The sequence below is a fragment of the Rhizobium sp. YTUHZ044 genome, from assembly GCF_051123975.1.
Classification (GTDB): domain Bacteria; phylum Pseudomonadota; class Alphaproteobacteria; order Rhizobiales; family Rhizobiaceae; genus Rhizobium.
The window spans coordinates 4,066,740-4,086,023 of the sequence record NZ_CP101426.1 but is presented as its reverse complement, the minus strand read 5'-3'; the positions used below and the strand labels follow the sequence as shown (position 1 = coordinate 4,086,023).

Here is a 19,284-nt window from a genome sequence, read left to right as displayed (position 1 = left end):
GTCCATGATGTGCCTATTGATGTCTGAAATCAACATTCTGATGTCTAGGCAGAGGTTTTGATATGAACCATCGCGAAAAGATTGATCGCGGTGAACGGCGTGCGGCCGGTCCGTGGAGCCGGATCAATGATCATCTGGAGGCGCGGGGCTGGAGGCATCGCCCTCGGCGGGCGTAATCGACAGCTAATCGTATGTTCGTTGGGAGAAACTTACGAAGCCGGCTTGCCCAGCGCCTTTTCCAGCGCCGGATACAGGCCTTCCTTCAGGCTGATGTCGTCGAAGGGGCCGACGCGCTTGTAGAGGATGGTACCGTCTGGGCCGACGAGGTAGCTTTCCGGGATGCCGTAGACGCCCCAGTCGATCGCCGCCTTGCCGTTTGGATCGATGCCGATCGCTTGATAGGGATTGCCGAGTTCGCCAAGAAAGCGCAGGGCGTTCTCGTTCTTGTCCTTGTAATTGATGGCGACGATGTTCAGCCGGCCGTCTTTGGCGAGTTCCTTGAGAATAGGGTGTTCGTCGCGGCAGGGGATGCACCAGGAGGCGAAGACGTTGACAAGCGTCAGCTTGCCGTTGATCGCGGCGTCGGTCAGCGCCGGCAGGTTGGTGCCGTCGAGTGGCGGAAGGTTCAGCGACGGCGCCTTGGTGCCGATCAGGGCGGACGGGATTTCGGCGATGTTCTTGCCGTGAAAATCCTGGTCATAGAGCATCTTCGCGGCCGTCGCCGCAATGCCGCCGAACACGATCAGCGGCAGAAGCGCCAGGGCGTAGCGGCCAAGTCCTCGGGGCTTGCCGGTCGTTTTTTCCTGTGCGTCGTTCATTCGCCGTCCTTTGGCCGCGCCGAGCGGCGGCGGATGCCGGCGGCTTCGAGCGCTGCCAGTTCCCGTCGGCGCGCCCGGCCGTCGGCCCAGGTCCACAGGATGACGGCGAGTGTCACCAATGCGGCGATGCCATAGGATGCATAGACATAGAAGGCGTGCGTCACGGCCTATTCCTCCCGGCTGGCCATGCGGGCGGCAAGACGGCGCTGGGCGGCGACGCGGCGGCGCCAGATCTCGTTTCTCATGGCCATGAGGTGCAGGGTGAAGAAGAGCAGCGTGAAGGCGATCGCCATGACGAAGAGCGGGCGCAGGAATTCCGGATCGATCGCCGGGCCATCGAGGCGCATCACGCTTGCCGGCTGATGCAGCGTGTTCCACCAGTCGACGGAAAACTTGATGATCGGGATGTTGACGAAGCCCACGAGGATCAGCACGGCGGAGACGCGTGCGGCCCTCGAGGGATCGTCGATGGCGCGGCTCAGCGCAATGAGGCCGAGATACATCAGAAAGAGGATGAAGACAGAGGTCAGTCTGGCATCCCAGACCCACCAGGTGCCCCACATCGGCTTGCCCCAGAGCGAGCCGGTGATGAGCGCCAGCAGCGTAAAGGCGGCGCCGAGCGGGGCTGCGGCCTTGGCGGAAACATCAGCGAGCGGGTGGCGCCACACCAGCGTGCCGATCGCCGAGAAGCTCATGATCGTATAGCACATCATCGACAGCCACGCGGCGGGCACATGGATATACATGATGCGCACCGTCTCGCCCTGCTGGTAATCGCCTTCGGTCGCGAAGCTCAGATAAAGACCGACCGCAAAACAGAGAACGGTAATGCTGGCCATCCAGGGAATGATGCGCGCGGCCAGCGCCAGAAACCGCGTCGGGTTGGCGAGATCGCTGATTTTGCTGATGGCAAGGCTGGTTTGGCTCATGAGCGCTTCCTTACCTTGATCCGGCTTTTCCCGCAATCGAAAGGCATTCAATCCGACGTGTTTCGCAGCGCCAAGGCGGCGGCGGCGGGGCCGATGACCGCAAAGAACAGCGTCAGTGCGATCAATATGAGGAAGGGCGGCAGGAATGGCGCCGGATCCTCGACCGCGGCATAGGTGGCGCTGACACCGAAGATCAGCACGGGGATCGTCAAAGGCAATACGAGGATCGAGACCAGCAGGCCGCCGCGGGGCAGGGCAACGGCGACGGCAGCCCCGACGGCGCCAATGAAGGTGATCGCCGGCGATCCGACGAAGAGCGTCAGCATGGTGGCGCCGATCGCCGTCTCGTCCATGTTCATGAACAGGCCGAGCAGCGGCGAAGCGATGACCAGCGGCAGGCTGGTCGCGGTCCAGTGGGCGAAGCATTTGAGGAGCACGGTGAGCACAAGTGGCGTTTCCTGCATCAGCATCAGGTCGAGCGACCCATCGTCGCGCTCGGCCTGGAACAGCCGGTCGAGGCCGAGAAGGGCGGCAAGCAGCGCGCCGATCCAGACAATGGCGGGGCCGATGCGCGAGAGCAGCTTGAGATCGGGTCCGACGCCGAAGGGGATGACGGCGACGATGGTCAGGAAGAACAGCACGCCGATCAGCGCGCCGCCGCCGGCGCGGATGGAAAGTTTCAGGTCGCGGAGAAAGAGGGTGGTCATCCCCACACTCCCTGATCCACGCCGGCAAAGCCCGTCATCTTCAATTCCTGCACATTCTGGAGTCCCAGTGGCTGATGAGTTGCCGCCAGCACGATGCCGCCTTTTGCCAGATGCGCTTCGATCAATCCGGCAAACAGCCGGTCGGCGCTGGCGTCGAGGGCCGCGGTGGGCTCGTCGAGGATCCAGATGGGGCGGTCGGCGACGAGCAGCTTGGCGAAGGCGAAGCGGCGTTGCTGGCCGGCGGAGAGATAGCCGAAGGGAAGGTGGGTGATCCCTAAGAGGCCGACGGCTTCGGCGGCGTCATCGACAGGGAGGCCGGCGGCGCCCGGGCTGCTGAGGAAGGACTGCCAGAATTCCAAATTCTCCGCAACCGTAAGTTCATTCTTCATCGCATTTCGATGGCCGAGGTAATGGCTGACCTCGCCCGGATGGCGGCCTTGCGGGCTCTCTTTATCGCGGAAGATGACAGTTCCCTTTTCGGGCTTAAGAAGACCGGCGGCAACGCGCAGCAAAGTGGATTTTCCCGATCCATTTTTGCCGGTCAGAACGAGGGCTTCTCCGGCCGTCAAGTGAAAGGAAATGTTTACGAAAATGAGATCCTCACCGCGCCTTGCAGCCAGATTTTCGGCGGTGAGTTGCATGCGTCTGCTCTTTCTTCGTTGCGGCTTTCGGAAGGCTCAAAAAATGTCTGGTTTTGGCAGTGCTCGGGTATGGCAAGTTTTTAGGAAATTATCTATAAGACCGGCAACCACGCCAGCGGTCGGCGTGAATTTCATCCTTGCGCCGAACTTGGAGCATCTGCTCCACGTGCGGACAGCGGAAATGGCCGTACCCGCATCCTGATGTGCATTAAGTGCATAGGCGTTCGCACGACTGTGTTGGCTATCAGAACGGGGTTTCTCGTGTCTAAATCTCTTGACAGTTTCAATTGTCGTTCCACGCTTTCCGTTGGTGGAAAGGACTATGTCTATTACAGCCTGCCCAAGGCTGAGGCAAACGGTCTGGCCGGCGTATCGAAGCTTCCCTATTCGATGAAGGTGCTGCTCGAAAATCTGCTGCGCTTCGAAGACGGCCAGTCGGTGACCAAGGAGCACATCCTCGCCGTCGCCGCGTGGCTGAACAACAAGGGCGCTGTCGAAAACGAAATCGCCTATCGCCCGGCGCGCGTGCTAATGCAGGACTTCACCGGCGTTCCCGCCGTCGTCGATCTTGCCGCGATGCGCGACGCGATGGTGTCGCTCGGCGGCGATCCCGAGAAGATCAATCCGCTTGTTCCTGTCGACCTCGTCATCGACCACTCCGTCATCGTCGACGAGTTCGGCACGCCGCAGGCTTTCGCCAAGAATGTCGAGCTGGAATATCAGCGCAACGGCGAGCGCTACCGCTTCCTGAAGTGGGGCCAGCAGGCGTTCAAGAATTTCCGCGTCGTTCCTCCGGGCACCGGCATCTGTCACCAGGTCAATCTCGAATATCTCGGCCAGACCGTCTGGACCAAGGAAGAGGACGGCGAGACGATCGCCTATCCCGATACCTGCGTCGGCACCGACAGCCACACGACGATGATCAATGGTCTCGGCGTTCTCGGCTGGGGTGTGGGCGGCATCGAGGCTGAAGCCGCCATGCTCGGCCAGCCGGTTTCGATGCTCCTGCCTGAAGTCATCGGCTTCAAGCTGACCGGCAAGCTCAAGGAAGGCGTCACCGCGACCGACCTCGTTCTGACCGTCGTGCAGATGCTGCGCAAGAAGGGCGTCGTTTCCAAGTTCGTCGAATTCTTCGGCCCCGGCATGGACAACATGCCGCTCGCTGACCGCGCGACAATCGGCAACATGGGTCCGGAATACGGCGCCACCTGCGGCTTCTTCCCGGTTGACGGCGAAACCATCAACTACCTCACCATGTCCGGCCGCACGCATGACCGCATCGCCCTCGTCGAAGCCTATTCGAAGGCCCAGGGCATGTGGCGCGAAGGCGACGGTTCCGACCTCGTCTTCACCGACACGCTGGAACTCGACCTCGGCGACGTCGTGCCGTCGATGGCCGGCCCGAAGCGTCCGGAAGGCCGCATCGCGCTTGAAAACATCGCTTCCGGCTTTGCCGGCTCGATGGATGCCGACTACAAGAAGCCCGGCCAGCTTGCCAACCGCTATGCGGTCGAAGGCACCGATTTCGATCTCGGCCACGGCGACGTCGCGATTGCCGCCATCACCTCCTGCACCAACACCTCCAACCCGTCGGTGCTGATCGCGGCCGGCCTTCTCGCCCGCAACGCCGTTGCCAAGGGACTGAAGACCAAGCCGTGGGTCAAGACCTCGCTGGCTCCGGGATCGCAGGTGGTCGGTGAATATCTCGCCAAGTCAGGTCTGCAGGCCGATCTCGACAAGCTCGGCTTCAATCTCGTCGGCTTCGGCTGCACCACCTGCATCGGCAATTCCGGCCCGCTGCCGGCGCCGATCTCGAAGACGATCAACGACAAGGGTCTGATCGTTTCCGGCGTGCTCTCCGGCAACCGCAACTTCGAAGGCCGCATCTCGCCCGACGTCCAGGCGAACTATCTTGCTTCGCCACCGCTTGTCGTCGCCTACGCTCTCGCCGGCACGGTGCAGAAGGACCTGACCAAGGAGCCGATCGGCGAAGACCAGAACGGCAAGCCCGTCTACCTCAAGGATATCTGGCCGACCTCGCACGAGGTGCAGGAGTTCATCCAGAAATACGTCACCCGCGAACTCTACGAAAGCAAATATGCCGATGTCTTCAAGGGCGACATCAACTGGCAGGCGGTTCAGGTTCCGCCGGGCCAGACCTATGCCTGGGACGACAACTCGACCTATGTCCAGAACCCACCCTACTTCGTCGGCATGGGCAAGAAGGGCACCGGCGTTGCCGACATCAAGGGCGCCCGCGTCCTCGGCCTGTTCGGTGACAAGATCACCACCGACCACATCTCTCCGGCCGGCTCGATCAAGGCGGCATCGCCGGCCGGCGCCTACCTCATCGGCCATGACGTCGCGGTTGCCGACTTCAACCAGTACGGCACGCGGCGCGGCAACCATGAGGTGATGATGCGCGGCACCTTTGCCAATATCCGCATCCGCAACCATATGCTCGGCCCGAACGGCAAGGAAGGCGGCTACACCATCCACTACCCGTCGAAGGAAGAGACTTCGATCTACGACGCCGCCATGCAGTACAAGGCCGAAGGCGTTCCGCTCGTCATCTTCGCCGGTGTCGAATACGGCAACGGCTCCTCGCGCGACTGGGCTGCCAAGGGCACCAACCTGCTCGGCGTCAAGGCTGTCATCGCCCAGAGCTTCGAGCGCATCCATCGCTCGAACCTGGTCGGCATGGGCGTCATCCCCTTCGTCTTCGAAGAGGGCACGACCTGGCAGAGCCTCGGCCTCAAGGGTGATGAGCTCGTCACCATCGAGGGGCTGGACAAGATCAAGCCGCGCGAGAGGAAGATCGCCAAGATTACCTATGGCGACGGCACTGTGAAGGAAGTTCCGCTGCTGTCGCGTGTCGATACGCTCGACGAGGTGATCTACCTCAACAATGGCGGCATTCTGCAGACGGTCCTGCGTGATCTCGCTGCCTGATTTTCAGGGCATGATGCCGAAAAGTGTGAGCGGTTTTCGGACGACATCATGCTCTTCTTCTTTGATGTAGATCCGGATTCAGATTTTAGGCCGGTCGGCCAAAAATCACCCGGGTCTAGGAGAGTGGATTGATAATGGCCGCCGGAGAGCGTTTCCGGCGGCTTTTTCTTTGCTGCAAGAGTCTTTGCCGGAGGCTCACGATGATTTGTTTCAGCTGCGTTCCGGCCGAGCTACGGTCTCACCCGTTCGTGATTTTTCGTTTGGACCCGGAAGGATTATTCGTACGTTCATATCTCAGAGCCTTCGGTTTCAAACGCCGCCGGCGCTGAAAAAGAGGTGCAGGTGAATGTCCCCCCGTTTCTTGATTCCGCTGATCGTCGGCGTTGCTCTTGCAGGCTCGCTGCAGGCCGAAGACGGCAAGCCCAAAGGCGTCGTCGAGCTTTTCACGTCGCAGGGCTGCTCCTCCTGTCCTCCCGCTGATGCCGCCTTTCGCAAGCTGGTGAATCAGGGCGATGTCATCGCGCTCGCCTATCACATCGACTACTGGAATTATCTCGGCTGGGCCGATACGCTGAGCTCGAAGGAAAATACCGAGCGGCAGTACGGCTATGCCAGGACGATGGGTCGCAGCAACGTCTATACGCCGCAGGCGATCGTCAATGGCCGTGGCCATTTGGCCGGCGCCGATCTCACCGGCATCAACAGCAAGATCGACACCTACAGCAGCGAAGGCAACGGGCTGACCATCCCCGTCAGCGCGGCAATGCGCGGCGACGAGCTGGAGATCAAAATCGGCGCAGGGCAGGGAAAGGCCAATGTCGTGATGGTCTATTTCGACAAGGAAAAGACGATCGACGTCGAAAAAGGCGAAAACAGCGGCAAGAAGATCTCCTATCTGCACAGCGTCACCAATGTCGAAACCGTAGGCATGTGGGACGGCAAGGCGACCAGTCTGACGCTGCCGGCGAGCGTCCTGCAGCGGCCGCAGCTCGAGGGCTGCGCGATTCTGCTGCAGTCGGCAACGGCCGACGGCGATCCGGCAGCGATTCTCGGGGCGACCGTGGTGATGGCGGGAAAAAATATCTGATATTTCATCCGATTACGGGTGAAATGCCGGGCGGCCCGGCCGAGCGTATTCGGGGCTGGGGTTAAGGTCGATACGCTCCGCCGGGCCCTTTGGCGCGCTGGCGCCAAACCGGGATGCATAAATCCCCTGCAAATGAGGCGCTGTTTTGACTGAAATGCGGCGCTGGGGAGAAAGCACTGCTTCGTCCCCAGCGAAAGGTGTCTGGACGTGCGGCGCTGCCGTAGGCCGAATGTGAGGGGCCGCGCTCTTGCAATTTGCGGCGGCTCGGGCAAACTGTCACTCTCCTGTCACAAGCGGAGGCCTTGGAGACCTGATGACAGATCAGCCGGATTTGCGACACGGCGAAAGCCGCTCCGTCGACAATAGTTCCTCGGTCGTCGTCGATCTCAGGGAGTACAAGCAAAGCAAGGACCCGCTTCCGGTGACCTTCCACCGGCGCGAGCTGGACGCGATCCTCTGGATCTACGGCCGCATGGTCGGCGAGGGGGAATGGCGCGATTATGCCATCGACCATCTGAAGGACAGAGCAGTCTTTTCCGTCTTCAAGCGCTCCGGCGAGATGCCGCTCTTCCGGATCGAAAAGAACCCGAAGCTTGCCGCCAAGCAGGGCGCCTATTCTGTCATCAACGTCAACGGCATGATCCTGAAGCGCGGGCACGAGCTGAATCAGGTCCTCAAGGTGTTCGACAAGGCCTTGAAGCTTGTCGATAAATAATTCTCATCAGCCCGCAAACAGCGTACCGGGATAAATGGAGGGATCCGGATCGGTCCTCATGCCCTCGCCGAGGCTGCGCTGCATGAGCATCGTGTCCAGCCAGCGGCCGTGCTTGTAGCCGGTACCCTTCATCAGTCCGACCTCCACAAAACCTGCCTTCAGATGAAGCGCGATCGAGGCCGGGCTCGCGCCGCCGATGACGGCTACCATCTGACGAAAGCCAAGCCCGGTGCAGCGGTCGATCAGCTCGGCGATCAGTGCCTTGCCGATGCCGCGGCCGCGGGCTTCGGGTGCCAGGTAGATCGAATCCTCCACCATCCAGCGATAGGCAGGGCGGGTGCGGAAGGCCGACGCATAAGCGTAGCCCAGGAGTTTCCCGTCAGCATCGGTTGCGGCGATATAGGGATATTGCTGGCTGACGATCACGGAAAACCGCTGGGCCATTTCGGCCTCGGAGGGCGGCGCAATCTCGTAGCTTGCAACGCCATTGAGGACCGAGTCGCGATAGATCTCCGTAATGGCGGTGATGTCGGTTTGGGAGGCGTCGCGCAGGAGGAAGGACATCGGGCGGCAGGTCCGTCGGAAGGAGCAGGCTCCTCTAAAACCACCCCTGAGAAACCGGTGCAACAAAAAAGGCGGCCGAAGCCGCCTTTTCGATCTATCAATGCGCCTGTTATCTGCGGTTACCCATGAACTGCAGCAGGAACATGAACAGGTTGAGGAAGTCGAGGTATAGCGTCAGTGCGCCCATGATCGCCTTGCGACCGGCGACAGCGACGTCATCGGCTTCATAGTAGAGTTCCTTGATCCGCTGCGTGTCGTAGGCGGTGAGACCTGCGAAGATCAGCACGCCGATCACCGAGATCGCGAACTGCAGCGCGGATGAAGCCAGGAAGATGTTGACGAGCGAGGCGATGATCAGGCCGAAGAGACCCATGATCAGGAACGAACCCATCGCCGACAGGTCACGCTTCGCCGTATAGCCGTAAAGAGACAGCGCGCCGAAGGAGGCGGCGGTGACGAAGAAGGTCTGAACGACGCTCTGGCCTGTATAGACCAGGAAGACCGACGAGAGCGACAGCCCTACCAAGGCGGCGTAGATCCAGAAGGTGGTCTGGGCGGCGGACACGCTCATCTGATGAATGCGGAAGCTCAGGAAGAAGACGACCGCAAGGGGGGCAAGGATCACGACCCAGCGCAACGGCGACTGGAACAGAAGCGCGCCAAACTGGGTGAGCTGGCCGTCCTGGACCGCGAAGTTGAATCCGAGATATGCTGCCACGCCGGTGATCGCCAGGCCCAGCGCCATCAGATTGTAGACCTTGAGCATATATGCGCGCAGGCCTTGATCAATCATCTCGCCGGTCTGGACGCGGCTTTGATAGTTACGAAGATCAGCCATAGTTTCCTCTTACAAGCTCCGAAGGAGATACGGTGTCGGGGTTTTCGACCCGGGCGCCGCTGCGGAGCTCCAGCATGCCTGCAGACAATATGAGGCTTTCGCCCTTTGCAAACAAGGGGCTTGCAAAGGCGCGGTCGGTTAAATCGCCGTAACGTGAAGTCGTGTCGACCGTGCTATCCGTCTAAAGCTCACGCAGCACCGGTGCGGCCTTCTGCCCGAGGATGCGCCAGGTGCCGATGAGGCCGATGCCGACGGTGAGCACGAGCGCGGTGACGAGCGTCAGTCCCGCCACATCGGGCAGGAAGGCAGACGGCAGTCGCATGATGCGGGCGACGATGAACCAGGCGGCGATACCGCCGGCAAAGAGTGCGAAGATCGCGGTGGCCAGCCCGAGGATCAGATATTCGTAGCTGAAGGCGCGAATCAGCATAGCGCGCGTGGCGCCGAGCGTCTTCAGCACCACCGCGTCGTGAGTGCGCGCCCTGTTGCCGGCGGCGAGCGCCCCGGCAAGGACAAGAATCGAGGCGACGAGCGCCACCGATGCGGCGGCGCGGATCGCTGTCGCAAGCTGGGCGACGAGCTGGTTGACGATATCGATCGCATCCTTGACGCGCACGCTGGTGATCGTCGGATAGGTGTGGGTGACGGATTTCAGGATGGCAGCATCTTCGGCCGGTGTTGAGGAGGGATCGGTTAGCGTCGCCAGCCAGGCATGCGGGGCGCCGCGGAACGTGTTCGGCGAGAAGACCATGACGAAATTGATCGACAGCGATTCCCACTCGACACGGCGCAGATTGGCGATCTTTGCAGTGATGTTGCGGCCGAGCACGTTGACGGTGACGGTATCGCCGATCTTGAGGCCGAGTTCATGCGCTTCTTCCGAGGAGAAGGAGACGAGCGGCTCGCCGCTGTAATCCTTGTCCCACCAGCTGCCTTCGGCGAGCGCGGCATTTTCGGGCAGCGTGTCGGCGTAGGTGATGCCGCGATCGCCGTTCAGCACCCAGCGGCCGGCGGCCGGCACATTCATCTTGGTGACATCCTCACCATTGAAGGCGACGATCCGGCCGCGCAGCATCGGCACCTCCATCAGCTTGCCCCTTGGCGCTTGCGCCTGGACGAGATTGCGGAAGGCATTGACCTCGGCACTCTGGATATCGACGAAGAAGAAGTTGGGTGCCCCCTCGTTCATGCGGCCGGTCAGCTGCTGGCGCAGGTTGCCGTCGATCAAGGTCAGGGTCACCAGCAATGCCAGGCCGAGGCCGAGCGAGAGGACGACCGAGGGCGTCAGCGCTCCGGGGCGGTGGATGTTGCCAATCGCGAGCCTGAGCGCCGGCGAGTGAACGCGCGGGCTGCGGCGCGCGAGCCAGGCGATCAAGGCGGCGACGAGGCGCAGGACGACGAAGGCGAAGATGATTGCGCCGACGAAGACGACGGCGATAAAACGATCATAGGCGGTGAGGATGGCAAGGCTGGCAAGGGCCGCCATGAAGAGGGCGGCAAGCAGGATATAAGGCCAGGACGGCAGCCGGCGGGCTTCGAAGCCCTGCTCTCGGAAGAGCGCCGTTGCCGGCACTTCGCGGGCATGACCAAGCGGCAGAATGGCGAAGGCGAGCGTCGTCAGGATGCCGAACAGCGTCGCGAGCAGCAGGGCGCCGGGATAGAGGGTCGGCGCGGTTGAGACCGGCAGGAATTGCGCCAGGAACTGTGCCGCAAAGATCGGCGACAGGGCGCCGATGACGAGGCCGGCCAAGATGCCGCCAAGGGCGATGATGGCGATCTGAAAGAGATAGATCAGAACGACGACGGCGGCTGGAGCGCCGAGGCATTTGAAGGTCGCGATGGTGGTGCGCTTGGAATCGAGGAAAGCACGCACGGCATTGGCGACGCCGACGCCGCCGACGATCAGCGCGGTGAGGCCGACCAGCGTCAGGAATTGCGAGAAACGGGTGATATTTTCGGTGAGGGAGGGTGCTGCGCGATCACTGGTACGGATCGCCCAGCCGGCGGAGGGAAACTCCTTGGAGGCGCGGGCCTGGATGCCCGACATGGCGCCCTTATCTTCCAACCGGATCTTATAGGCGTGTTCGACCAGACTTCCGGTCTGGATCAGCCCCGACGCTTCGAGCGCCTGGCGGCTGACGAGCAGACGCGGCGCAAAACCGAAGCCTTCCGACAGCGCGTCGGGCTCGGTCTTCACCGTGCCGGTAATGCTGAGCTTGACATTGCCGAGCAGCAATTCGTCGCCGACCGCAAGGCCTAGCCGATCGAGAAGCAGCGGGGCGGCGACCGCGCCATAGGTGCCCCCTTGGCTGGAGAGCAGGGCTGCAAGCGGATAGTCCGGTTCGGCGACGAACCTGCCGTAGAGCGGATAGGCGTCGTCGACGGCCTTGACCTCGACCAGCGCCTGGTCGGAACCGTCGGGCTTGCGGGCCATCGAGCGAAGGCCGGTTGAAACCGAAATGGTTCCCAGGCCCTGAAGGAAGCTCATTTCCTGAGATGTCGCCTGGCGATTGTTGAGCTCGAAGCGGACGTCGCCCGCCAGCAGCTCCTGCCCTTGCGAGGCGATCGTGTCAGTGATCGACTGCGAAACGGAATTGACGGCGGCGATCGCACCGGTGCCGAGCGCGATGCACGCCAGGAAGATGTAGAAGCCGCGAATGCCACCGCGCAGCTCGCGGAGCGCCAGGCGAAAAGCGAGCGCGACGCGTGGCGTGACCGTGCTCATGCGATTGCCGCCTCGCTGCGGCGGGCGGCGCTGTCGCCCTCGATCCTGCCGGAACGGACGCGGATCTGGCGCGAGCAGCGGTTTGCAAGCGAGACGTCGTGGGTGACGAGAAGCAGGGTCATGCCGCGTTCGGCCTGTTTGGCGAAGAGAAGGTCGGCGATCTGTCGGCCCGTTTCGGTATCGAGATTGCCTGTGGGCTCGTCGGCGATCAGCAAGGCGGGCGAGGGAGCGAGCGCTCTGGCAATCGCCACGCGCTGCTGCTCGCCGCCGGAAAGCTGGCCGGGATAGTGGTTCAGCCGTTCGCCGAGGCCGACCGAACTCAGTTCGCGATGGGCGATTTCGAAGGCGTTGCTGATATTGGCGAGCTCCAGCGGCACCGCGACGTTTTCCAGCGCCGTCATGTTGGCGATCAGGTGGAAGGACTGGAAGACGATGCCGATGTTGCGGCCGCGGAAATCGGCGACCTCATCCTCACTCAGGGCATGGAGCGGCGTGTCGTTGATATTGATTTCGCCGCTGTCGAGCTTTTCCAGTCCGGCAAGCACCATCAGCAGGGTGGATTTGCCGGAACCGGAAGGTCCGACGATGCCAACGGATTCGCCGGCAGCGATATCGAGATCGATGCCCTTCAGAACATGGACGGAGGCGGCCGCACTGCCAAGGGTGAGATCGGCGCCCTTCAACTCGATGATGGTTTTTGCCAACAGAAATCGACCTATATTAATCTCTAACGCAATGGCCGCATCACGGCACCTCGCCAATCTAGGGAAGCCAGAATGAGATTTAAAGTTGCCGCGCTTCAATTCACCGTCATCGCGGTGTCGCTGATCTTTGCCGTTGGAGTCAATGCGCGGACGATCAATCTCGTCGGATTCGGGGACAGCCTGATGGCGGGTTATCAGCTGCCGCCCGGCGAGGGCTTTCCGGAAAAGCTGCAGGCGGCTTTGAAGGCCAAGGGGCTCGACGTTTCCATTGCCAATGCCGGGGTTTCGGGCGATACCACGACAGGTGGGCTTGCCCGGGTCGACTGGTCGGTCCCCGACGGCACCGATGGCGTTATCCTCGAGCTCGGCGCCAATGATGCGCTGCGCGGTATTCCGCCGGAAGAGAGCGAGAAAAACCTCGATCAGATGATTGCCCGGCTCAAGGCGCGCGGCATGGCGGTGCTGCTTGTCGGCATGATGGCGCCGCCGAACATGGGAGCGGATTATGCGGCGCGCTTCAATCCGATTTATCGGAAACTTTCCGACAAATATGGAGTTCCACTTTATGCCTTCTTCCTCGACGGGGTTGCGCTCGATGCGGGGCTGAAGCTCGATGACGGCATGCATCCAAACGCGAGAGGTGTCGACGTCATGGTCGAGAAAATGGAAGCTGATGTCACAAATTTCATCGATACGATTTCTTCTGTGAAGAATTAGGGGCTTGCACGGCCATTGATTGCGTGATTCCGTGTAAGCACCTGCAAAAGATTCGGGGAGTGCTCGTTATGCCGAGACTGTTTACCGCCCTCGAAATTCCGCGCAATGCGGCAATGAGCCTTTCATTGCTGCGCGGTGGCCTCCCCGGAGCACGATGGATCGATGTGGAAAATTACCACATCACGCTGCGCTTCATCGGTGATGTCGACGGCCGAACGGCCGATGAAATCGTTGAACGCCTCGACCGGATCGATCGGCCGGAATTTCAGTTCCGGCTCGAAGGCATCGGGTCCTTCGGCTCGAAGAAGCCGCATTCGGTCTGGGCGGGCGTTTCTCAGTCGCCTGAGATGTACGCCCTGCAGGCTGAGATCGAACGGATCTGCCAGCGCATCGGCCTGCCGCCGGATCCGCGCAAATTCACGCCGCACGTGACGCTGGCCCGGCTGAAATCCTCGCGGCTCGACGATGTCGTGCAATATCTGAGTGGGCGTGGCAACTTCCACACCGCGACCTTCACGGCGCCGCGTTTCGTGCTGCTTTCATCGCGCGAATCGGTCGGCGGCGGGCCCTATCTCACCGAGGAAGTGTTCCCGCTGCACGAAGTACGTTCGGGGACCAGCGTTTCGAGCAGGCTGCTGCAGCCGGTCAAGAGCTTGGTATAGAGCAGCTCGAAACCTTCCGGACCGCCATCATAGGGGTCGGCAATGTCCTCCCCGTTCCCAGCGCGATATCGCCGAACAGCTGGATGTTCGCCTCGGGAGGGGCGATCCTGTTGAGTTCCGCAACATTGTCGCGGTCCATGGCGACGATCAGATCGACACTGACGAAATCGATCGAACGGATGCGCCGGGCGCGTTGCCCTGCTATGTCGATGCCATGGTTGCGGGCAACAGCGATCGAACGGCAGTCGGGCGGTTCACCTTCATCTCAGCCGCCGGTGCCGGCGGAATCGATCGTGAAACGATCGGTCAGCCTCGCCTCGGCGGCAAGGTGGGTAAAAATTCCCTCCGCAAGCGGAGAACGGCATATATTGCCCATGCAAACGAAAAGGATGCTGATGTCTTTCATCGGTGACCTGCTGACAGATGAGAGGACCATGGCATGAAACAGGAAAGACTGGAACGGGCGGCGGCCGAGGCACGACTGGCTGAGCTTTCAGGCTGGGCGCTCAACGATGCGGCCTCTTCAATCTCGAAAACGTTCAAGTTTTCAAATTTCATCGAGGCCTTCGGCTTCATGACGCAGGCAGCGATTACGGCCGAGAAACTCAACCACCATCCCGAATGGTTCAACGTCTATTCCCGGGTGGATGTGACGCTGAACACGCATGATGCCGGCGGGCTGACGGACCTGGATTTCAAGCTCGCCAGGGCGATGGACAAGGCGGCGGCACGCGGTGCCGTTTGAAACGAGCGCTGATTGAAAGCCGAAGCGCCATCACCATATGTTCGCATGGACGAAAGGATGTCAGGAATGGACGAGGTCAAATTCGGGGAAATCCTGCTGCCGGGCGACGAGGACACCCAGAGCCGGCGGGAGGAAACCGTACGGCAGAAGTTCTGGCCGACCTTCCGGCGGGCCGTGCGCCAGATTCCCTTCTCGCGCGACGTCGTCGCCGGTTTCTACTGTGCGCTGGATCCGCAGACGCCGACCAAGGTGCGCGGCGTGCTGCTGGCCGCGCTGGCATACTTCGTCATGCCGATAGACATGATCCCGGATATTTTCGCTGTTATCGGCTTTTCTGACGACATCGCCGTGCTTTCCGCCGCCTTCGCCATGGTGCGCGGTCATATCCGGCCGAACCATTACGACGCAGCGGACCGCGTCCTTGCCGACCGGCCTGCGGATACGATGAAAACGATTTGAAGGCCGCGGCGCGGTTCACCTGAGTTCCTGCTCGAGCATCTTGGGAAGCTTTCCAAACGCAAGCCGAATACGTGATTTCACCGTGCCGAGCGGCAGCCCGGTCGCTTCGGCTATCTCAGAATGCGATTGGCCGAGAAAGAAGGCTGCACGCAGCATATCGCGCTGTTCTTCGGACAGTTGGTCGACAGCGGCGCGCAGCTTGGCATCGCGATCGCCATTGGCGATGATTTCATCGGCACCGATCTCAGCCGGTGGCAGCAGGGTCGGGTCCGTTTCGTCGAAAGTGCGGGTGCTGGTGCGGCGCCGCAGATCGATGCGGCGGTTGCGGGCGATGCGAAAAAGCCAGGTCGACAGAGAAGATCGCGTCGCATCGTAGAGATAGGCCTTGTGCCAGAGCACGATCATGATCTCCTGGACCAGCTCTTCGGCCTCGCCTGATGTCATCTTCTGGCGCATCAGCCAGCTCTTCAGGCGCGGCGCGAAATAGTCGAACAGGATAGAAAAGGCCTGCTGGTCGCGATCATCCGCGACGGCCTTTGCGAGGGCAGCGAAACGCTGTCTTTCCTCGGCATCCATGTCGTCTCACCAGCCCCCTGCGGCGAAAATTTCGTCCCGGATTTCCAAAGTCTTAATGAGGTACAGCGGATTTTTGAAAGGTCAAACTGTTGCCTGAATCTTTGTGTCTTAAGTTCAGCCGAACGGCCAGTCGGTGCCATCGGCGCACCGGCATCGCAGCCGATTTCGGCAAGGGGCAAAGGTGGTAGTCGAGCTGAAATGACACAGGCACATACAAATCGCAGCTATTGTTGACCATTTGGTAACCTGAATTAAGTCAAAATAAAGCAGATCGTGATTATGCGGCGCCCGCTATGATCGCTTCGGGCCTTGAATCGCAAGAACCGGCAGGAATCCATGTTTGTAAGAAGTATCGTATCCGCCCTCGCCCTCACCCTGACAATGGCCGGAGTGGCGGCAGCGCAGCAGGCCGCGCCGACCCGCATTCAGCAGTTCCAGGCATGGGGCGCCTATTCCTATAAGTCGGGCAATAGCACCGTGTGCTACGTGCTGTCCGTTCCAACGGCAAAGCAGCCAGCAAGCGTCGACCATGGCGACAATTTCTTCATCGTTTCGCAGCGGCCCGGCCAGAACATCTCCTACGAGCCGCAGGCGATGATGGGCTACACGGTGAAGGAAAATTCGAAGATCAATGTCGTCATCGACAACAAGACCTTCGTCATGTTTACCAAGGACAAGGCGGGCTGGGTCGAGAATGCTGCCCAGGAGCCGGCCCTCGTCGCGGCGATGAAGACCGGCCATTCGATGACCGTCAATGCGGTTTCGCGCAAAGGCACCGGCACGTCCTACAGCTATTCGCTGTCGGGCATCTCGGCTGCGCTCAAGCAGATCGAAAGCTGCAAGTAAGCGGGACTTTCAGTCACAAAGTTTCAAGAGCCGGCCTTGTGCCGGCTCTTGCCGTTTAGGTCTCTGCTGTATGCATGTCGTTTTCCCAAAACCGCTTCACACTTTTGGGCGACATGCATTAGTGACGCGCGGGCAAAATAATGCTAAAGGCCGCGCAAACAGCGGACAGATCGCGATATCAGTCGCCGTCCGCCATCAATTTCTGCCAATGTGCCGTCATGCCTCCGCAAGTCTTCCGGATCAGATCCCGAAGTCCGCGGCTTGCGGAACGGTTACGTGTTCGAATTCGGGGTCAGAAGCCTATGTCCGTCATGGATGCGATCGTCATCAACAAACCTCAGGCCGCGCGCCCGTCTTCCGGCGCCGAGAAGCCGTCGTTGATCGGGCTCTCCCGGGAGGAAATGGCGGCGGCGCTCCGGGAAAAAGGCGTGCCCGAAAAGCAGATCAAGATGCGCGTCTCGCAGCTCTGGAATTGGATCTATGTGCGCGGCGTCTCCGATTTCGACTATATGACCAATATCGCCAAGGATCTGCGTGAAATGCTGAAGACGCATTTCACCATCGCGCGTCCGGAAATCGTCGAGGAGCAGGTCTCGAACGACGGCACGCGCAAATGGCTGCTGCGTTTTCCCGCGCGGGGCGCGGGCCGCCCGGTCGAGATCGAGGCCGTCTACATTCCGGAAGAGGGCCGCGGCACGCTCTGCATCTCAAGCCAGGTCGGCTGCACGCTGACCTGTTCCTTCTGTCATACCGGTACACAGCGCCTGGTGCGCAACCTGACGGCGGAGGAAATTCTCTCGCAGTTGCTGCTCGCTCGCGACCGGCTCGGCGACTTCCCGGATCGTGAAGCGCCGCAAGGCACGATCATGCCTGCCGAGGGCCGCAAGGTCAGCAATATCGTCATGATGGGCATGGGCGAGCCGCTCTATAATTTCGACAGCGTCAAGCAAGCGCTGCTGATCGCCACGGATGGCGACGGCCTGTCGCTGTCCAAACGCCGCGTGACGCTTTCCACCTCCGGCGTCGTGCCGGAGATCTTCCGCACCGGCGAGGAGATCGGCGTCATGCTGGCGATCTCGCTGCATGCGGTGCGCGACGACCTGCGCGATATTCTGGTGCCGATCAACAAGAAGTACCCGCTGAAGGAACTGATCGACGCCTGCAAGGCCTATCCGGGCCTTTCCAATGCCCGGCGCATCACCTTCGAATATGTGATGCTGAAGGACGTCAACGACAGCCTCGAAGACGCGAAGGGTTTGATCAAGCTCCTGAAAGGCGTGCCGGCGAAGATCAACCTCATTCCGTTCAATCCCTGGCCCGGCACCAATTACCAGTGTTCGGATTGGGAGCAGATCGAAAAGTTCGCCGATTTCATCAATTCGGCCGGTTACGCTTCGCCGATCCGCACACCGCGCGGCCGCGACATCCTTGCCGCCTGCGGCCAGCTGAAATCGGAATCCGAACGCATGCGCAAGACCGAGCGCCTGGCCTTCGAGGCAATGATGATCGCCAATCACGGCGCCGACGACTGATCAGCAAGTTTGATCCTCGCTACAATTCTCCTGCATTGATTTAAGCATGCGCTTTTCCTAATAGTGCCGCCAAAATCATTCAGGAGGACATCCATGCGCCCGATTTTGCTCGCTCTTGCCGCCACTTTGGCCCTTTCCCTGCCCGCCAAGGCCGATAATGTGACCGTTGCCGTCACTGCGATCGTCGAGCATCCCGCGCTCGATGCCGCCCGCAAGGGCGTTCTCGACGTGCTGACGTCGGCGGGCTACAAGGAAGGCGAGAACCTGAAATTCATGTTCGAATCGGCGCAGGGCAATCCGGCGACGGCAGCCCAGATTGCCCGTCAGTTCGCCGGCGACGAGCCCAACGTGATCGTCCCCATTTCCACGCCGTCGGCCCAGGCCGTCGTCTCGGCGACGCGCGACATTCCTGTCGTCTTCACGGCCGTCTCCGATCCGCTCGGCGCCCAGCTCGTCAAGAACATGGACAAGCCGGGCGGCAACGTCACCGGCCTTTCCGACATGTCGCCCGTCGGCGAGCACCTGGCGCTGATCAAGGAAATCCTGCCGAAGGTGAAGACGATCGGCTATCTCTACAACTCCGGCGAGGCGAATTCGGTTTCGCTGCTCGCCGTGCTGAAGGCCGAAGCCGAAAAGGCCGGCCTGACGGTGGTCGAATCGGCCGCGACCAAATCGGCCGAGGTTCAGGGTGCCGCCCGCGCCCTCGTCGGCCGCGCCGATGCCATCTATATTCCGACCGACAACACGATCATCTCCGCGCTCGAGGGCGCCGTTGCGGTTGCCGAAGAGAGCAAGTTGCCGCTCTTCACCGCCGATACGGATTCGGTTTCGCGCGGTTCGATCGCCGCGCTCGGCTTCAACTATTACGACGTCGGCAAGCAGACGGGCGAGATCGTCGTGCGCGTCCTGAAGGGCGAAAACCCGGGCGACATCGCGGTCAAGACCGCCGCCGGCAGCGATCTCGTCGTCAACAAGGCGGCTGCGGCCAAGATGGGCGTCACCCTGCCCGAGAGCGTGCTTTCGCGCGCCAACAAGGTCATCGAATAAGCGCTCATCGTCGCATCAAC

20 protein-coding genes and 1 pseudogene are annotated in these 19,284 nt (G+C 61.1%); 10 read left to right on the top strand and 11 right to left on the bottom strand.

The annotated features are described in order from the left end of the window. Positions 1 to 209: 209 nt before the first annotated feature. The 5 genes from NL154_RS20055 to ccmA are packed head-to-tail and all read right to left on the bottom strand — an operon-like array spanning position 210 to position 3,095. Positions 210 to 818: a DsbE family thiol:disulfide interchange protein gene (locus tag NL154_RS20055; protein ID WP_434733240.1), complete on the bottom strand. Its 609-nt coding sequence runs from the start codon at positions 816 to 818 to the stop codon at positions 210 to 212. Beyond that, complete coding sequence (gene ccmD, locus NL154_RS20050; RefSeq protein ID WP_210633001.1) at positions 815 to 982, bottom strand: heme exporter protein CcmD; 168 nt, start codon at positions 980 to 982, stop codon at positions 815 to 817. Before ccmD ends, NL154_RS20055 begins: the two co-directional genes overlap by 4 nt. A 3-nt stretch (positions 983 to 985) precedes the next feature. Then, a complete protein-coding gene (locus NL154_RS20045) occupies positions 986 to 1,747 on the bottom strand; it encodes a heme ABC transporter permease (RefSeq protein WP_434733239.1) in 762 nt (253 codons plus the stop codon). 47 nt (positions 1,748 to 1,794) lie between these two features. Further along, the gene (gene ccmB / locus NL154_RS20040; RefSeq protein ID WP_210632999.1) at positions 1,795 to 2,454 is read right to left on the bottom strand and encodes a heme exporter protein CcmB; all 660 of its coding nucleotides are present in this window, start codon (positions 2,452 to 2,454) and stop codon (positions 1,795 to 1,797) included. After that, a complete protein-coding gene (ccmA, locus tag NL154_RS20035; protein WP_434733238.1) occupies positions 2,451 to 3,095 on the bottom strand; it encodes a heme ABC exporter ATP-binding protein CcmA in 645 nt (214 codons plus the stop codon). Before ccmA ends, ccmB begins: the two co-directional genes overlap by 4 nt. A gap of 261 nt (positions 3,096 to 3,356) precedes the next feature. Here ccmA and acnA point away from each other — a divergent pair, with 261 nt between their 5' ends. The 3 genes from acnA to NL154_RS20020 all read left to right on the top strand — a co-directional run bounded on the left by acnA (position 3,357) and on the right by NL154_RS20020 (position 7,849). Next, complete coding sequence (gene acnA / locus NL154_RS20030; RefSeq protein WP_221154751.1) at positions 3,357 to 6,047, top strand: aconitate hydratase AcnA; 2,691 nt, start codon at positions 3,357 to 3,359, stop codon at positions 6,045 to 6,047. A 346-nt stretch (positions 6,048 to 6,393) separates the two neighbouring features. Continuing rightward, complete coding sequence (locus NL154_RS20025) at positions 6,394 to 7,134, top strand: DUF1223 domain-containing protein (RefSeq protein WP_210632996.1); 741 nt, start codon at positions 6,394 to 6,396, stop codon at positions 7,132 to 7,134. 313 nt (positions 7,135 to 7,447) lie between these two features. Then, positions 7,448 to 7,849 carry a DUF2794 domain-containing protein gene (locus tag NL154_RS20020; RefSeq protein ID WP_064805507.1) on the top strand — a complete coding sequence of 134 codons (402 nt, stop codon included), beginning with the start codon at positions 7,448 to 7,450 and terminating at the stop codon, positions 7,847 to 7,849. Between the two features lie 6 nt (positions 7,850 to 7,855). Here the strand turns inward: NL154_RS20020 and NL154_RS20015 are convergent, their stop codons facing one another. The 4 genes from NL154_RS20015 to NL154_RS20000 form a co-directional block, all read right to left on the bottom strand. Then, positions 7,856 to 8,413 carry a GNAT family N-acetyltransferase gene (locus tag NL154_RS20015; RefSeq protein ID WP_221146096.1) on the bottom strand — a complete coding sequence of 186 codons (558 nt, stop codon included), beginning with the start codon at positions 8,411 to 8,413 and terminating at the stop codon, positions 7,856 to 7,858. 109 nt (positions 8,414 to 8,522) lie between these two features. Next, the gene (locus NL154_RS20010; protein ID WP_210632994.1) at positions 8,523 to 9,251 is read right to left on the bottom strand and encodes a Bax inhibitor-1/YccA family protein; all 729 of its coding nucleotides are present in this window, start codon (positions 9,249 to 9,251) and stop codon (positions 8,523 to 8,525) included. A gap of 181 nt (positions 9,252 to 9,432) precedes the next feature. Beyond that, entirely contained in the window at positions 9,433 to 11,976 is a 2,544-nt protein-coding gene (locus tag NL154_RS20005) for an ABC transporter permease (RefSeq protein WP_434733237.1), read from the bottom strand. Then, positions 11,973 to 12,680, bottom strand: a complete 708-nt coding sequence (locus tag NL154_RS20000; protein WP_064805499.1) for an ABC transporter ATP-binding protein — start codon at positions 12,678 to 12,680, stop codon at positions 11,973 to 11,975. The genes NL154_RS20005 and NL154_RS20000 overlap by 4 nt, the downstream gene beginning before the upstream one ends. A 72-nt stretch (positions 12,681 to 12,752) precedes the next feature. Here NL154_RS20000 and NL154_RS19995 point away from each other — a divergent pair, with 72 nt between their 5' ends. Next, positions 12,753 to 13,397 (top strand): arylesterase, encoded by a 645-nt coding sequence (locus NL154_RS19995; protein WP_434733236.1) that lies wholly within the window; start codon positions 12,753 to 12,755, stop codon positions 13,395 to 13,397. A 68-nt stretch (positions 13,398 to 13,465) separates the two neighbouring features. After that, on the top strand, positions 13,466 to 14,059 hold the full coding sequence (thpR, locus tag NL154_RS19990; RefSeq protein WP_210632991.1) for an RNA 2',3'-cyclic phosphodiesterase: 594 nt from the start codon (positions 13,466 to 13,468) through the stop codon (positions 14,057 to 14,059). Here the strand turns inward: thpR and NL154_RS19985 are convergent. Continuing rightward, positions 13,966 to 14,465 (bottom strand): annotated as a pseudogene (locus NL154_RS19985) (low molecular weight protein-tyrosine-phosphatase). The gene thpR and the pseudogene NL154_RS19985 overlap by 94 nt on opposite strands. Before the next feature lie 33 nt (positions 14,466 to 14,498). Here NL154_RS19985 and NL154_RS19980 point away from each other — a divergent pair. Then, positions 14,499 to 14,804 (top strand): 4a-hydroxytetrahydrobiopterin dehydratase, encoded by a 306-nt coding sequence (locus tag NL154_RS19980; protein ID WP_434733235.1) that lies wholly within the window; start codon positions 14,499 to 14,501, stop codon positions 14,802 to 14,804. Between the two features lie 66 nt (positions 14,805 to 14,870). Next, complete coding sequence (locus NL154_RS19975; RefSeq protein WP_210632988.1) at positions 14,871 to 15,263, top strand: YkvA family protein; 393 nt, start codon at positions 14,871 to 14,873, stop codon at positions 15,261 to 15,263. A gap of 15 nt (positions 15,264 to 15,278) precedes the next feature. On the opposite strand, the gene NL154_RS19970 is transcribed toward NL154_RS19975, so the two are convergent. Continuing rightward, positions 15,279 to 15,839 carry a sigma-70 family RNA polymerase sigma factor gene (locus NL154_RS19970; protein WP_434733234.1) on the bottom strand — a complete coding sequence of 187 codons (561 nt, stop codon included), beginning with the start codon at positions 15,837 to 15,839 and terminating at the stop codon, positions 15,279 to 15,281. A 336-nt stretch (positions 15,840 to 16,175) separates the two neighbouring features. Here NL154_RS19970 and NL154_RS19965 point away from each other — a divergent pair, with 336 nt between their 5' ends. The 3 genes from NL154_RS19965 (at position 16,176) to NL154_RS19955 (ending at position 19,264) form a co-directional block, all read left to right on the top strand. Further along, a complete protein-coding gene (locus tag NL154_RS19965; RefSeq protein WP_064805485.1) occupies positions 16,176 to 16,685 on the top strand; it encodes an invasion associated locus B family protein in 510 nt (169 codons plus the stop codon). Between the two features lie 302 nt (positions 16,686 to 16,987). Then, entirely contained in the window at positions 16,988 to 18,217 is a 1,230-nt protein-coding gene (gene rlmN / locus NL154_RS19960) for a 23S rRNA (adenine(2503)-C(2))-methyltransferase RlmN (protein ID WP_210632986.1), read from the top strand. A gap of 93 nt (positions 18,218 to 18,310) precedes the next feature. Continuing rightward, positions 18,311 to 19,264, top strand: a complete 954-nt coding sequence (locus NL154_RS19955; protein WP_221146086.1) for an ABC transporter substrate-binding protein — start codon at positions 18,311 to 18,313, stop codon at positions 19,262 to 19,264. Positions 19,265 to 19,284: the final 20 nt, after the last annotated feature.